We start from the raw sequence: 14985 nt of genomic DNA on the forward strand, positions 1-14985 counted from the left end.
AGTACAAGGAAGTCCATTGGTGAAAGCCGATGGCAAAGAGTAATGAGTGAGGATTTGTCTGTGAGGTTTTGGAAGAGCGATCTTCCAGGACAGAAAGAAGGATAAATAGTTATCTTTCCTTTTGTTCAAAGAATGGATCTTTGAAAAACGAGCATCAGTAAGAAGACATAACAGAAGGTCTAACGAAAAGTTGAAGAGTAATAAAGATTTAACCGAAAGTTGGAAACAGTTAGTGGAACAGTTCTTACGAAATAGAAAAATCTCGAAACAAGCATAACTAGAACCAAAGTTAGAGAACTAGATCAAGCAAGGAAGGGCGTACGGAGGATGCCTTGCCACTCTTGAATGATGAAGGACGCGCCAGGCTGCGAAAAGCCGTGCCGAGCTGTCAGGGAAGCGACGACACACGGATATCCGAATGGGGAACCCGGCTGGTTTTATAGCCAGCCATCCATGCAAATGGAGAGAAACCCGGTGAACTGAAACATCTAAGTAGCCGGAGGAAAAGAAAACAAAAGTGATTTTCCGAGTAGCGGCGAGCGAAAGGGAAAGAGCCCAAACCATAGCGATATGGGGTTGTAGGACCGCTGGAAATGAAAGACGAGCGAACGGGAACGCGATGGAAAGCGCGGACAGAGAAGGTGAAATCCCTGTACCGGCAAGCGAGTCGAGTAAGGAGCGGAATCCTGAGTACAACGGGACACGTGAAATCCTGTTGGAAGCAGGCGGGACCATCCGCCAAGGCTAAATAAGTAAGAGTGAGCGATAGAGAAGAGTACCGTGAGGGAAAGGTGAAAAGAACCGCGCAAGCGGAGTGAAAGAGAACCTGAAACCGTATGCCTGCAAGAAGTCAGAGCCCGACCAAGGGTGATGGCGTGCCTTTGTAGAATGAACCGGCGAGTTGCTTTTGAATGCAAGGTTAAGCGGGAAAACGCGAAGCCGAAGCGAAAGCGAGTCTTAAGAGGGCGGCAAGTAGTCAGGAGCAGACCCGAAACCGGGTGATCTAGCCATGGGCAGGTTGAAGCAGAGGTGAAACTTTGTGGAGGACCGAACCGACCATCGTTGAAAAGCTGGCGGATGACCTGTGGCTGGCGGAGAAATTCCAATCGAACCCGGAGATAGCTGGTTCTCCCCGAAATAGCTTTAGGGCTAGCGTCAATGTTATGGCTGCGGAGGTAGAGCGCTGAATTCATGATGGCCCCATCCGGGGTACTGAATGGAATCAAACTTACGAATGCCGCAGCGGGAAGTCGTTGGCAGTCAGAGTGCGGGTGATAAGGTCCGTGCTCAAGAGGAAACAGCCCAGACCGCCGTTTAAGGCCCCAAAATGACAGCTCAGTGGAAAAGGATGTGGGGACGCACGGACAACTAGGAGGTTGGCTCAGAAGCAGCCATCCTTGAAAGAGTGCGTAACAGCTCACTAGTCGAGTGGCCCTGCGCCGAAAATGTACCGGGGCTAAGCTGTCTGCCGAAAGCGCGGATTAAGTACTAGAGTATTTAGTGGTAGGGGAGCGTTGCATGTTCATTGAAGCATTACCGTAAGGGGATGTGGAGGACATGGAAGTGAGAATGCCGGTGTGAGTAGCGAGATGCAGGTGAGAATCCTGCACACCGAAAGCCCAAGGATTCCGGGGAAGGTTCGTCCGCCCGGGTCAGTCGGGACCTAATGCGCAGCCGACAGGCGAAGCAGATGGAAAGCAGGCGAAGATTCCTGCACCTGAGATAAAGGCGATGGAGTGACAAAGACGGGAAGTGTGACCCTCTTAATGGATTGAGGGCGAAGCGCGGCAGTACCGGTCCAGGCAAATCCGGACCGGAGGTACAGAGCGTTAGAGGTAAGCGAAATCCTTGGAAAGTAGCGAAGCACATGGAGCGGCTTTCAAGAAAAGCTTCTAGCGATACTTTATCTTGGCCCGTACCAAAACCGACACAGGTGGGCGGCAAGAGAATTGTAAGGTGAGCGAGAGAACTGTTGCCAAGGAACTCGGCAAAATGGCCCCGTACGTTCGCAAGAAGGGGCGCTCGAGAGAGCCGCAGTGAAAAGGCCCAAGCGACTGTTTAACTAAAACACAGCTCTATGCAAAGCCGTAAGGCGAAGTATATGGGGTGACACCTGCCCGGTGCTGGAAGGTTAAGGGGATCTGTGAGTCCGCAAGGAGGAAGCAGTGGTCCGAAGCCCCAGTGAACGGCGGCCGTAACTATAACGGTCCTAAGGTAGCGAAATTCCTTGTCAGGTAAGTTCTGACCCGCACGAAAGGTGAAACGATTTGGGCGCTGTCTCGGCAGCAGACTCGGTGAAATCTTAGTACCTGTGAAAATGCAGGTTACCCGCAACTAGACGGAAAGACCCCATGGAGCTTTACTGCAGCCTGGTATTGGGTTTTGGATGATCATGTACAGGATAGGCGGGAGGCGAAGAAAAGAGTACGCCAGTATTCTTGGAGCCGACGTTGGGATACCGCCCTGATGATTTGAAGCCCTAACATAGAGAGAAACTCATAGACAGTGCCAGGCGGGCAGTTTGACTGGGGCGGTCGCCTCCCAAAGAGTAACGGAGGCGCCCAAAGGTGCGTTCAGTCTGGATGGAAACCAGATATAGAGTGTAAATGCATAAGCGCGCCTGACTGCGAGGCCGACAAGCCGAGCAGGGACGAAAGTCGGGATTAGTGATCCGGCGGTGCCGAATGGAAGGGCCGTCGCTCAACGGATAAAAGCTACCCTGGGGATAACAGGCTGATCCCGCCCAAGAGTTCACATCGACGGCGGGGTTTGGCACCTCGATGTCGGCTCATCGCATCCTGGAGCTGGATTCGGTTCCAAGGGTTGGGCTGTCCGCCCATTAAAGCGGTACGCGAGCTGGGTTCAGAACGTCGTGAGACAGTTCGGTCCCTATCTGTTGTGGGCGCAGGAGATCTGAGGGAAGCTGTCCTTAGTACGAGAGGACCGGGATGGACCTGCCAATGGTGCACCGGTTGTTACGCCAGTAGCATAGCCGGGCAGCCAAGCAGGGATCGGATAAGCGCTGAAAGCATCTAAGCGCGAAGCCGAGCCCAAGATAAGATCTGCGGTATATAAGACCCCTTGAAGACGACAAGGCGATAGGCTGGAGATGGAAGCGAAGCGATTCGTGGAGTTGGCCAGTACTAATCGGTCGAAAGCTTAATCTAAGATTCGAGAAAGCTATACGCAAGAAGCCACTGCTGAACCAACGATCGCGTTAGATCGTTATGTTAGAAGACTGATGTTTGTTTTTGGAAGATCCATTCAAAAATCTAAGTATGGTGGCGATAGCCTGCAGGATACACCCAGAAACATATCGAACCTGGCCAGTTAAGCTGCAGAACGCCGACAATAGCCGCAAGGCAAAGATAGGAAGCTGCCAGACAAAACGAAATCCCCGAAAGATAAAGGAGAAATCCGGTATCGTTCGGGGATTTTTCTACGTTTGAAGCGGTCTTTGATGAAGAAGCAAAAATCCGGCTTACGATCGGCGCCTGGATTGTTTGTGCGCCTTCCACACCTGATAGAGAATGTCCTTCAGCACCAGCATGGCGTCCTGTTCGCAAAATCCGTAATCGATTTTGAGTGCGTCCAGCAGACGCTTGATCTCATGGGCATACCACGATATGTGGACCTGATTCGAGTACTCGGCCAGAATGGGATACTTTTTCGCCCAGACGCTCGTCCAGTCGATTTTATCTGTTAGTGAATCGCTGGAGCGTTCGATCGCCTGCTCGATTTCTTCTTTGTCCAGATCGAACTGGATGAGTTCGTCAAGACTGAGATGATAGAGAGCGGCCATCTTTTGGCCTGGCGAAGATCCGGAACGGTTTCGTCCGTTTCCCATTTGGATACGGTCTGGCGGCTGACGCCCAGTTTTTCCGCAACGTCTTCCTGAGAAAGGCCCTGCTTCTTTCTGGCCTGAAATAAACTGCTGCCTAACGTCATGTCTTTCCTCCTGTTTTGTCTGAACAAAGTATAGAAGATGCCGGGATCCTCTCCACCGTCCAGAGAGAGCTGTTGCGTCCGAAAACGTAACGAGCTGGTTTATTTGCGGTTTCTTCCGGACAGCCAGAACATTCTTGCTGCCCGGAAGCGCCCAAAAGGAAAGCCCCTGTTTTTGAAGAACGCCGTCGCGGTTCACGGATTTGGCTGGCTGTTCGTAGGATCGCGTGCGCTCATAAGTTATAATATGGAAGTTCATATTTCGTTTGTTCAAACGAAAGTGCAGAAAGGAACCATGATATGAAGAACTGGAAACGTATGCTTTCTCTCGTTCTCTGTGCCAGCTGCATGATGCCTGTGAGCACGGTATCCATGTTTGCTCAGGAACAGACCGATTCCCTTACAGACCTTCCGACGGACAGTGTGGAAACACCGGATGAGGGAGATGATTCCTCTTCCGATACCGATTCCGAAGACAAACCCGGAAACGAAGTCGATGCGACGGTTTACGACTGGTACAAAGATCCGAAAACCGTTTATGAAGTCAAGCTGTATCAGGATGACCTGGCGAAACTGACCAGCAAGGATGAAACGGAACAGCAGGCGATCCGACAGGAACAGGTACGCGCCGCAAAATTCCTGGAAGATCATGAATATGTGGAAATGCACCGCCTCTACAACCCGAACAGCGGCGAACACTTTTATACGTCTGATGAAGACGAATTCAGCTACCTTGTCCAGGCGGGCTGGAACGATGAAGGCATCGGCTGGCTTGCTCCGCTCAGCGGCGGTAAGGAAGTCTATCGTCTGTACAACCCTAACGGGGACCACCATTACACCATGGATGCCAACGAACGCGATTTCCTCGTTTCGGCAGGATGGAATGATGAAGGCATCGGCTGGTTTTCTGCCGATGAAGAAGACGCGCCGAACACTCTTCCGGTTTATCGTCAGTACAACCCGAATCAGTTCATGAATAACCATAACTATTCCACGGATGCCCGGGAACACCGGATGCTGACGCAGAAACTGGGCTGGAACGATGAAAATATCGGCTGGTATGCTATTTCTCCGGTTTCCGTTGTGGAACAGTCCGACCACACGTTCAAAGTCTATGACAACAAGACGATGGAACAGCTGGAAGGCGAGCAGAAAGTCGGCGGACAGGTAATGATCCTCGATCCGAAAAACGACGGAAAATCCGTAATCGGTCTGTATAAAACCGAGGACAGCGTTTACCTCTATGACGAAAACGGCTTTCAGTCCTACGGTCTGAAAGAATACGGCGGCGATACGTATCTCTTTGATATCGATACCGGAAAGGCAACCGTCGGCGATTACCTCATGGATGAAAACGGCGAAAACCCGCGCTATGTGACATTTGATGAAGAAGGACGCATGCTCAAGGGCGTAACCGTCAACGGCATCAAGTACGACCAGGACGGTACGAAGCTGACCTTGACCCCAGACGAAAGCCTCATGCTTGAGTGCCTGGCGGTATACCGCGATGCAGGACGTGAACTGCGCGATATTTACGACTGGACATGGAACACCATTCGCTACATTCCTTCCGATAAGGAAAAGGATGTGCCGTCCGATATGACGGCTCTCCAGCATCTGGCTACGCTTGGCTTTACGGATCGTTCCGGAAGTGCAGCCGTCTTTGCGGCGACTTTCGGCACGCTGGCCAAAAACCTCGGCTACGATGTACAGGTCATCAGCGGCGAACTCCGCACGCAGAGCGGCTGGTCCGATCACAGCTGGGTAAAAATCAAGCTGGACGGAAACGAATACATCTTTGACCCGATGCTCGAACGTGCACTGAAAGGCGATGGCAATCTCTGCTGGATGCAGAACGCCGAACGTCCGAAATATCAGTACAAAGAAGGCTTCGTTCAGGAATAAGCCGAGTGAAGGATCTTCACAGACAGAAGATCCGTTTTGAAAAAATATTTAGTTCTGCAGGCGAAATCGTCTGGATTGAGAAAATCTGGGCGGCTTCGCTTTTTTGCCCGTTGGCCTTTTCTGTTCCGGTCTTTAAAGGAAGGCGGTTTTCCAAAGCCGGGAAGAGGTTTGAACAATCCGTCTGGATACCGTATCGAAATGCTTGGTGAGTGAAAACGCTTAAAACGGCGAGCGGTTTGTTTTTTATTCCAGTGGGGTGGTCAAACTGCGCGAAGTGCAAAAGAATGATTAATATAATTCTGAACAAATTAAACAGCTCGCCAAAAGGCAGAAGGCAAACGTTTCAAAACAGAACAGAAACGCGGCTGAACAGAACAGGCAGAACGCCCAGGAGGAATAGAGCAGACTATGCAGAAACCATTTCGATTTGATCTTCACATGCATTCAGACGCATCGAGCGATGGCCAGTTTACCCCGAAGGAACTGATCGATATCGCCAGAGAAAACGGCATGAACGCGATTGCACTGACCGATCACGATACGCTCAGAAACACAGACGAATTTGCAAAGGAAGCGAAGAAAGCCGGAATCGATACAATTATTGGAATCGAAGTTTCGACGCTGTATAAAGGGGAATATTCCGTCCATCTACTTGGCTATAACGTAGATCCCGAAGATTCATGGCTGAATTCTCTGGAAGCCATGCAGGACGAAATTCGCCGAACGACCTTTCATACCCGCGTGGAAAAACTTTGCCGCAAATACAATCTGACGGTCGACGAAGAAGAAGTTTTGCGCCAGGCTGGGGATAAAAACCCATGGTTTACGCTGATGGATGTCGTTTTTCAAATGCCGGAAGCGCAGAACATTGAAGACTTTCAGGATTACCTGCCTGGCGGCAAACGCTGCTCCCCGGCGCCTGTCAATTTCTACTGGGACCGCTGCGCCACACCGGACAGCGATCTGTATGTACGTGTAGATGCGCCCGATCTTTTGAAGCCATCGATCGCGTGCATCAGGCCGGCGGCATCGCCGTTCTTGCCCATCCGTTCCGTACGTTTGATCACAAGGATGAAGAACTTGAGAAGCTGATCGAAAGCGGACTGGACGGCATTGAAGCCTATTCCAACTACCATTCTCCCGAACAGATCGATTACTACCGCACGTTTGCGGAAAATCACGATCTGATGATTACATGCGGATCTGATTTCCACGGCGAAAAGAAACCCGATATTGTCATGGGCGACTATCACCTGGATCGGGACGGAACCCCGTATTTTGAACGCTTTTCCAGAACGCTCAGCCAGCACAAGAACAGCGCGAAATAGATCGCAGTAAGGCAGTATGATAACAAACGAACTGGCTGGTTGACGCAAAGCGGATTGCCATAAGATAAACGTGAATAAGCAAAGCCCTGCGGACATGGATCCAGAACACTGGACGGAAGCCGGCAGGGCTTTTTGTGTACAAAAAGGCGGGATTGCTCCCGCCTAATTTGTTTTGATCGATAATTTTACTCTAATTAGTCACCAAGGGTAACAGCACCAGTTGGGCAAACGCCAACGCAAGCGCCGCAATCGATGCATACATCAGCATCAACTACTGCTTTGCCGTCTGGAAGGGTGATAGCACCAGTAGGGCAAGCGCCTTCGCAAGCACCGCAACCGATGCAGAGATCATCATTAACTACAGCAGCCATTGTAAAGTCTCCTTTCGTTTGGTCCTCTCCATTATAGAAAAATCCGGGGATCGAGAAACGTTTTTATCCCCGTTTTAGTTAGCCCTAACATACAGTCGCAAAGCTCTGGAAATTCCATGTAAGGGATACCAGTCGAGTTTAAGGAAACTTCAAAGGACGAAATCGGGAAAGGGCGGGCATCGCCGGCAGGCAAAAAATGAAGAATGGTACGCTTAGGACAGCATTATCCGAATCGCTTTAGCGCGTCGGAAGCGCTTTCGGATCCTTAGTCCGGACAGATGCGGACAATTTCGTCAAAACGACACTTTCCCCGGTTTGCCTATGGAAATGAGGAATAGAAAGACTAAGATCAAAAGCATATAACAGGCATACCCGCACGGGCATGCAAGATAAACAGGAGTGATGAATATGGGTTTTAAAGAAGCAGCTACGCAGACATCGATTCATACGATGGTCAACTATATTAACGGAAATCCGCAGAAAAACCTGCCCCGTCTGATGGCTCTGATCAACACGGTAATGAAAAACGATACTTCATTTCCGGGCCCCCGGGCAGCGATCACAAAAGTTGTCAACGATCCCGACAACAATCTGAACAAACTGCTGTGCAATATTTTTGAAGATGTGGATACCGGCGTCATCAAAAAGCCTTCACAAACTTCGTAATCAACGCCAACTTTATTGGCTGGGAAAGACAGCAGAAAGTCCGTGAAGAATATGGATGCAATGTCCCCTGGACGATCCTTCTTGACCCGACAAGCGCCTGCAATCTGCACTGCACCGGATGCTGGGCAGCCGAATATGGAAACAAGCTGAACCTGTCCCTGGATGAAATCGATGACATCATCCGCCAGGGCAAGGAAATGGGCGTTTACTTCTATATTTATACAGGCGGTGAACCGCTGGTTCGTAAGAAAGACCTGATGGAAATCTGCCGTCGTCATAACGACTGCGTCTTCATGTCCTTCACCAACGGTACGCTGATCGATGACGCGTTCGCGGAAGAAATGCTGGAAGTGAAAAACTTCTTCCCGGTTATTTCGGTTGAAGGCCTCGAAGAAGCCACCGACTTCCGTCGCGGAGAAGGCGTTTATGGCAAAGTTCTGAAAGCCATGGATATCCTCCATTCCCACAAGCTGCCAATCGGTATCAGCTGCTGCTACACATCGAAGAATATTCCGTCCATTGTTTCGGATGAATTCATCGATGAAATGATCAGCCGCGGCGTAAAATACGCCTGGTTCTTCCACTACATGCCAGTCGGCAACGATGCTGCAGTCGAACTGCTGCCGTCTCCTGAACAGCGTGAATACATGTACCACCGTATTCGTGAAATCCGTGAGACTAAGGAAATCTGGCCAATGGACTTCCAGAACGACGGTGAATACCTCCAGGGCTGCATCGCCAGCGGACGCCGCTACTTCCATATCAACGCCAACGGCGATATGGATCCATGCGTATTTATCCACTACTCGGATTCCAACATTCGCGAAAAGACCATCCTCGAAGGACTCTGCTCGCCAATGTTCATGCAGTATAAAAACCATCAGCCGTTCAACGGCAACCATTTAAGACCGTGCCCAATGCTGGAAAACCCGCATGCGATCGGTGAAATGGTTCATGCTTCCGGCGCACATTCCACAGACCTGGAATCTCCGGAATCGGTAGAACACCTGATGGAAAAGACCGAGGAATATGCGAAAAACTGGAAACCGGAAGCAGACCGTCTGTGGAAGATTTCTCACCATACTCCGTACAAGGAAACGCATGAATACATCATGTCCCGTGAGGAGTATGAACAGACTGTCGTTCCAAAACTGAACCGCCAGATCGACGAGTATACGCCGGATTCCTTGCGTTCTTCGATAAAATAACCTGCCTTCTAAGCGGAGAATGGTATCTCATACGAAAATCCATTGCAGAACAAAACGCAGACTTTGATTCATGGAATCTGTTATGGCAGTGCCAGGCGCGAATGCCCGGGCACTGCCATTTTTCGGCGGATTCGGTAAAATGGAATCGTCCAATCGGAAATACGAAATACGCACCACAAAGCAATAGAAAAACGGAAACCATAGAGAAAGAGAAAACTTTGGAGAAAACAGAAAGGGGAGCGTGAGATGATTCGAGGGTGATTCTGGATGGAGACGGAACGATTCTGGACTCCATGGGGATTTGGAAAAACTTTGCCAGAGACTGCCTGAAGGAGCTGAAAATCGAAGATCCGGACTTTCCGCAGGAGCAGATTGAGGATGCGTCGCTCAAAGAAGCCGCGCAGATTTTTATCGATCACTACCGGCTCGATCAAAGCGTTGAGGAAATGCTGGAATTTTTTCAGGAACGGCTGCGCTGGATTTATGCCCATAGTGTAGAGCTTCTTCCCGGGGCCGCTAAGTTTCTGGCTGAGCTGGAAGAACGAAAGATTCCGTGCATGATTGCTACAGCAGGCGACGAAGTGTGTGTTCGATCGGTGCTGCGCCGCTATGGACTGGAACCGACGTGCGATGGTGTGTTTGACTGCACCAGCGTGCGCATCGGCAAGACGGATCCGGCTATTTACGATCTGGCCAGAAGAAATATGCATCTGACAAAGGAAGAGGTCATGGTTTTTGAAGATGCGCTGTACGCCCTGCAGTGCGCCAGCGAAAACGGCTATCCGTGTATCGCCATCTGTTCAGAATACGATCCGGAATACGAAGAAAAGAGCGCCTGTGCGCTCTGGACAATGCCCGATTATAAAGATATGGACCGCTTCTGGAAGCTTTGCGAAGAACCGGAAGAAGATAGGTCCACCCGATAAACCAAACAGAAAAGCCAGTGCAAAGCCGGGCGTTCCTGCGTACAACAGAAGATCCTTGCGTTCGGACCAGCCCTGGACGATCCAGATTCGAAAAGGAAAATGCAGAGGGATTTTCGCCTCTGCATTTTTGCCAACGAATGAAAATGAATAAAAAGAACAGCGAAACACGTTCATTCCTCTATACAATTGAATCAGGGACCCATTCGCTTCATAACTGAGCCAGAAAAGGAATACGTCCAGCCGTATTCAATTCAGCTTTCCTGGCCTGAACATTAAGCGGAAAGGGATCGGAATCCATTAAACACTTTGTGAGGAGGGTCGTTATGCAAAAGTCTTCTGGTCTTTGGAACACCTTGCTTTTTGTACTGCTGCTGGTTCTTGTCGTGATGTTTGCGATACAGAAGCAGTATGTCTTTGCAGCCAGCCTGTTTTATGGTGCGGCCTGTACAATGATTTCTCTGCGTCCGCTTCCTTCAAAATCCGTCAAAACCGTATCCATCGCGGTCGCTGCTCTGATCGGCGTCGTTCTGGTCTGTCTGGCTTTTGTCGTCGATAATCCGTATCCGTACGAGAATATCTGCAGCGCGGCGGTTATGATCATTGGTCTGGGTCGGATTTGCTGGACAAAAACGTCTAATGAAGAATCGATCGCAAAGGCGAGATAAACCGGCTCACGCAACAGCGTCGTGCCGAACGTCTCTGTAGCGATTCGAGTCGAGCCGTCTGGGAGATTCTTCTTGCAGTGAAAAGAAAGACACTGAAATGGAGTCCATTGTCGAGCTCCGTGACGGATACAGAGCGATCCATTCAGGAAATAGGCAAATCGAAAAGCTGAGAAATGAAAAACTGAGAAATAGAGGAACACGGATTCATTCGGATTCGGGCATAGAAAAGCGAAGGCCTTGACTGACCTTCGCTGTTTTTCATTTTGAATGTGTGCTGCAGAAAATGAAATTCCGACGGCTTGTTATCGGCTTATACGCAGCCCTGGGCTTTCATTGCCTGAGAGACTTTGAGGAAGCCGGCAATGTTGGCGCCGATTACGTATTCATCAGGATGACCGAATTCTGCAGCGGTGTCTCGGCAGTTTTCGAAGATGCCGACCATGATGCCCTGGAGCATTTTGTCGACTTCTTCTGCAGACCAGCTCAGATGTTCTGCGTTCTGGCTCATTTCCAGACCGGAGCAGGCAACGCCGCCGGCGTTGGATGCTTTACCTGGAGCGTAGTAAACGCCGTTGGACATCAGATAGTGGATGGCTTCTGGAGTGGTTGGCATGTTCGCGCCTTCGCATACGCAGAAGACACCGTTTTTAACGAGCGCTTTCGCATCTTCGAGATCGAGTTCGTTCTGGGTTGCGCAAGGCAGAGCAATGTCGCAGGGAATAGACCATGGACGCTGACCTTCCATGTAAACCGCATCGGGATGGGTTTCACAGTATTCTTTAATGCGTCCGCGGCGAACTTCCTTGATTTCCTTAACGCTGGCCAGATCGATGCCGTTAGGATCGTAGATCGAGCCGTTGGAATCGGAGAGCGTAACGACTTTCGCGCCAAGCTGCTGAGCTTTCTGCGTAGCGTAGATCGCAACGTTTCCGGAACCGGAAATATCCACGGTTTTGCCTTCGAAGCTCATGCCCTTGTTCTGGAGCAGAGCCTGTGTGAAGTAGCAGAGGCCGTAGCCGGTAGCCTCGGTACGAACGAGGGATCCGCCGTAGCTCAGACCTTTACCAGTCAGAACGCCGGACCATTCGTTGGTGATTTTCTTGTACTGGCCGAACATGTAGCCGATTTCGCGTGCGCCAACGCCAATGTCGCCGGCAGGAACGTCGGTGTTCGGACCGATGTATTTATAAAGTTCAGTCATGAACGACTGGCAGAAACGCATGATTTCTCCATCGCTCTTTCCTTTCGGGTTGAAGTCTGCTCCGCCTTTACCGCCGCCCATGGGCAGAGTAGTCAGGGAGTTTTTGAAGACCTGTTCAAATCCAAGGAATTTGATGATGGAAATATTTACGCTCGGGTGGAAACGCAGACCGCCTTTGTAAGGGCCGATGGCGTTGTTGAACTGTACGCGGTAGCCGCGGTTTACCTGGGTTTTGCCCTGGTCATCTACCCATGGTACGCGGAACATGATCTGACGATCCGGTTCAAGCATGCGTTCGAGAACTCCGTCATCGAGAAGTTCAGGTTTTTGTCCTGAATAACCTGGAGGGATTCGAAGACTTCTTCGACAGCCTGAAGGAATTCGGGATCGTTGGGATTTCTCTTTTTACGGTTTCGTATAAAGCTTTGAGATCAGCCATAAATCCTCCTAAAAATTGACTTTGACATTATAGCATTCTGAAAAACATGCAAGATAACTTGTGAAAATATTTTCAGAATCTTGGAAAAATTTTTGCGAATTTACACAAACACAGCCATTTTTCTGGCCAAAAGTGAAAAAGCAGTCTGGAAGATACCCTGTATTCGGGAAATTGCGCCGGGAAAAACGTTGATTTCTTCAAAAAATGATCTTTTGTTTTTTGATCGACGAACGCTATATCGAAAATTTAGCCAAATTCATCAAATCGTCCAAAAGAGCGAAAACTGTTCGAAAATGATCGATTTGCATCGTTGGGCTCCAAATCTTTCAAACCGGCACCGCTTCCTGACTGTTCCAGCTGCAGCTTTAGCAACAGAGTCCGATAGAACAAAACAGCATAAAGCAGAAGGCAACGAACAAAGCGAAAGGGAATAGAACAAAGGAGTAGAAAATCGGATTCGTCAGGCTTCCGCTGGAAATACAGCGGACCAGGTCGATGCCAGATGAGAAAAGCAGAATGAAAAACAGAAGGCCGTCCTGCAGTAAGGACGGCCAGTATTTTTGCGATGAGAACTCAGCGCTTTGGCGCCCGACGATGACTGACGAAGTTGAGCCCAAGCAGTACGGCCATTCGCGGCAGTTCATAAAAGAGAATGCGAATAAGCAGAGCGAAAAGAATCAGCCAGCGAAGCACGAAAATTGAATTTGTCTTTTGCGGCGGCCGCCTTTTCCTTTTGCTTATGCATTGGACTGCGTCGGCAGACCGACCAGCCGGTAATAGACGTTGGCCGTCAGCCGATAAATGATGATATAGAGCAGGGCGAACACCGCAATGACGCCAGCTGTTGCCAAGAAGTAGATCGACATCGCGCTCGGACTCAGAATGTCGATGATTTTGGAAAGCATCGTGTAGGCAAAGCCCATATGAACGATCGCGGTGACAAGCGGCAGGAAGAACATGACGAGAACCTGTTCGTTAATCATATGCTTGATCTGTTTTCGCTCCAGCCCGACTTTCTGCATGATCGCAAAGCGCTTCTGATCGTCGAATCCTTCGGAAATCTGCTTGTAGTACATGATCAGAATCACAACCAGCGTAAAGAGCGCACTCAGATACAGACCCGCAAACAGGAAGGCAGCATAAACGCTCAGTCCTTGTCGGCGATCCACTTCTCGAAAAGACAGGGAATACTGCAGACCTGCCAAATCAGCATTCGGATCCGTTCCATGCGCAGTCAGAAAGGCATCCAGATTCAAATTGTTGGTGAAGGCATCCGAAGCTTCCATAAACATATCGTCGCTGACCGATTCCGGAGAAGCGGCGGAACGGGTGATTCCGTCCTCAAACTGGACGGTCCAGGAAGGATAGATTGAAGCATCCTGCGAAGCGTTCAGTTCGAGCGCAAACCAGCGGCTTTGCGTGTCGCTTAAAAAGCGATGCGTAATCGAGTCCGGCAGCGCGAAATCGGCACGAACGACTTCGAACGTTTCTTTCGTATCTTCGTTCGTCAGTTTCTGACCGTTCGAAAAACGGGAATCGAACGCAAGAATCTGATGATCGCCCAGAGAAATATTCTGACCGCTTAGCCGGTTCAAATCGGCGAGATCGATAATTTCGGCTGTGACCAGTTTGTTCTGTTCATCGTGATAAGAAGCAAAGGCTTCCTGATACGTCACTGGATTTTGCGGATGCAGGCCGGCTTTCGCCGCTGCATGCATCGTGATCGCCTGCAGTTCGAGAGAATCCCGAGAAGGGACGCGGCTTGCGTACGGAATGTTCAGATCCATATTGAGCATGGCCGTTCCGGAATACTTGGCATCAAGCGCCGAATTCATCCCCGCAAAGAGTGTGATGACAGTAGAGAGGGTAACGAGAACCATCGTGGAAAGAATGGCCAGACTCGCCAGAGACGCTGCATTGGCTTTCAGGCGATACTTCATTGTGGAAATGGAAATGAAATGGCTAGGCTGATAATAAAACGACTTGTTTTTCTGCAGGCTGTTGAGGATTACCGTCGAGCCGAAAATAAACAGAAGATACGTGCCGATAATGACGCAGACGACAGCGGCGAAAAACAGGAAGAGAGCCTGTACGGGATCTTCGATCGTTACCGCCATCCAGTAGCCTGACCCCAGACTGCATACGCCAAGCACCGCAAGAATCCAGCGGCTTTTTACCGGCTTTTCCGAAGTCGATTTAGTTTTCATCTCTTCGAGCGGATTGTGGCGAAGCAAGGAGAAAAGCGTAACCGCAAGAAGAATCAGATAGCACACCCCGATCCAGAGCGCGGTTCCCCAGACGGCAGACCAGGTCAGAGAAAATCCCTTTGGA

Annotated in this window: 13 protein-coding genes, 1 rRNA gene and 1 pseudogene; 10 read left to right on the forward strand and 5 right to left on the reverse strand. The window is 50.1% G+C overall.

What is annotated here, in order from left to right; translation table 11 throughout:
• Positions 1 to 300 precede the first annotated feature (300 nt).
• Positions 301 to 3167, forward strand: a 23S ribosomal RNA gene (locus KWG61_RS04280).
• Between the two features lie 314 nt (positions 3168 to 3481).
• Here KWG61_RS04280 and KWG61_RS04285 read toward each other — a convergent pair.
• Together KWG61_RS04285 and KWG61_RS04290 are read right to left on the reverse strand one after the other, a co-directional pair.
• Entirely contained in the window at positions 3482 to 3802 is a 321-nt protein-coding gene (locus KWG61_RS04285) for a hypothetical protein (protein WP_242745045.1), read from the reverse strand.
• Positions 3703 to 3948, reverse strand: coding sequence for a helix-turn-helix transcriptional regulator (locus KWG61_RS04290; protein WP_242745046.1), 246 nt, complete (start codon positions 3946 to 3948; stop codon positions 3703 to 3705). Before KWG61_RS04290 ends, KWG61_RS04285 begins: the two co-directional genes overlap by 100 nt.
• 297 nt (positions 3949 to 4245) lie before the next feature.
• Between KWG61_RS04290 and KWG61_RS17100 the strand changes: the two genes are divergently transcribed.
• From KWG61_RS17100 to KWG61_RS04315, 4 genes are all read left to right on the forward strand, one after another.
• On the forward strand, positions 4246 to 5850 hold the full coding sequence (locus tag KWG61_RS17100; RefSeq protein WP_353887484.1) for a transglutaminase domain-containing protein: 1605 nt from the start codon (positions 4246 to 4248) through the stop codon (positions 5848 to 5850).
• A 5-nt stretch (positions 5851 to 5855) separates the two neighbouring features.
• Positions 5856 to 6059: a hypothetical protein gene (locus KWG61_RS04305; RefSeq protein WP_242745047.1), complete on the forward strand. Its 204-nt coding sequence runs from the start codon at positions 5856 to 5858 to the stop codon at positions 6057 to 6059.
• A gap of 199 nt (positions 6060 to 6258) precedes the next feature.
• Positions 6259 to 6942, forward strand: coding sequence for a PHP domain-containing protein (locus KWG61_RS04310; RefSeq protein WP_242745048.1), 684 nt, complete (start codon positions 6259 to 6261; stop codon positions 6940 to 6942).
• Positions 6861 to 7178, forward strand: a complete 318-nt coding sequence (locus KWG61_RS04315; protein WP_242745049.1) for a hypothetical protein — start codon at positions 6861 to 6863, stop codon at positions 7176 to 7178. The genes KWG61_RS04310 and KWG61_RS04315 overlap by 82 nt, the downstream gene beginning before the upstream one ends.
• 194 nt (positions 7179 to 7372) lie before the next feature.
• On the opposite strand, the gene KWG61_RS04320 is transcribed toward KWG61_RS04315, so the two are convergent.
• Positions 7373 to 7549 carry a DUF362 domain-containing protein gene (locus tag KWG61_RS04320; protein ID WP_230268306.1) on the reverse strand — a complete coding sequence of 59 codons (177 nt, stop codon included), beginning with the start codon at positions 7547 to 7549 and terminating at the stop codon, positions 7373 to 7375.
• A gap of 408 nt (positions 7550 to 7957) precedes the next feature.
• On the opposite strand from KWG61_RS04320, the gene KWG61_RS04325 reads away from it, so the two are divergent.
• From KWG61_RS04325 to KWG61_RS04340, 4 genes are all read left to right on the forward strand, one after another.
• Positions 7958 to 8215 carry a hypothetical protein gene (locus KWG61_RS04325; RefSeq protein ID WP_242745050.1) on the forward strand — a complete coding sequence of 86 codons (258 nt, stop codon included), beginning with the start codon at positions 7958 to 7960 and terminating at the stop codon, positions 8213 to 8215.
• A 146-nt stretch (positions 8216 to 8361) separates the two neighbouring features.
• The gene (locus KWG61_RS04330) at positions 8362 to 9423 is read left to right on the forward strand and encodes a radical SAM protein (RefSeq protein ID WP_242745545.1); all 1062 of its coding nucleotides are present in this window, start codon (positions 8362 to 8364) and stop codon (positions 9421 to 9423) included.
• Between the two features lie 257 nt (positions 9424 to 9680).
• The gene (locus KWG61_RS04335) at positions 9681 to 10349 is read left to right on the forward strand and encodes an HAD family phosphatase (protein ID WP_242745051.1); all 669 of its coding nucleotides are present in this window, start codon (positions 9681 to 9683) and stop codon (positions 10347 to 10349) included.
• Positions 10350 to 10672: 323 nt separating this feature from the next.
• A complete protein-coding gene (locus tag KWG61_RS04340) occupies positions 10673 to 11014 on the forward strand; it encodes a hypothetical protein (RefSeq protein ID WP_230268302.1) in 342 nt (113 codons plus the stop codon).
• A 310-nt stretch (positions 11015 to 11324) separates the two neighbouring features.
• On the opposite strand, the pseudogene gdhA reads toward KWG61_RS04340, so the two are convergent.
• Positions 11325 to 12654: pseudogene (gene gdhA, locus KWG61_RS04345) on the reverse strand (NADP-specific glutamate dehydrogenase).
• 80 nt (positions 12655 to 12734) lie between these two features.
• Between gdhA and KWG61_RS04350 the strand changes: the two are divergent.
• The gene (locus tag KWG61_RS04350; protein ID WP_242745052.1) at positions 12735 to 13088 is read left to right on the forward strand and encodes a hypothetical protein; all 354 of its coding nucleotides are present in this window, start codon (positions 12735 to 12737) and stop codon (positions 13086 to 13088) included.
• 303 nt (positions 13089 to 13391) lie between these two features.
• Here KWG61_RS04350 and KWG61_RS04355 read toward each other — a convergent pair whose 3' ends face one another.
• Positions 13392 to 14927 (reverse strand): ABC transporter permease, encoded by a 1536-nt coding sequence (locus KWG61_RS04355; RefSeq protein WP_242745053.1) that lies wholly within the window; start codon positions 14925 to 14927, stop codon positions 13392 to 13394.
• Positions 14928 to 14985 lie beyond the last annotated feature (58 nt).

It is taken from the genome of Allobaculum sp. Allo2, assembly GCF_022701175.1.
In the GTDB taxonomy this organism is placed as follows: Bacteria; Bacillota_I; Bacilli_A; order Erysipelotrichales; family Erysipelotrichaceae; genus Allobaculum; species Allobaculum fili.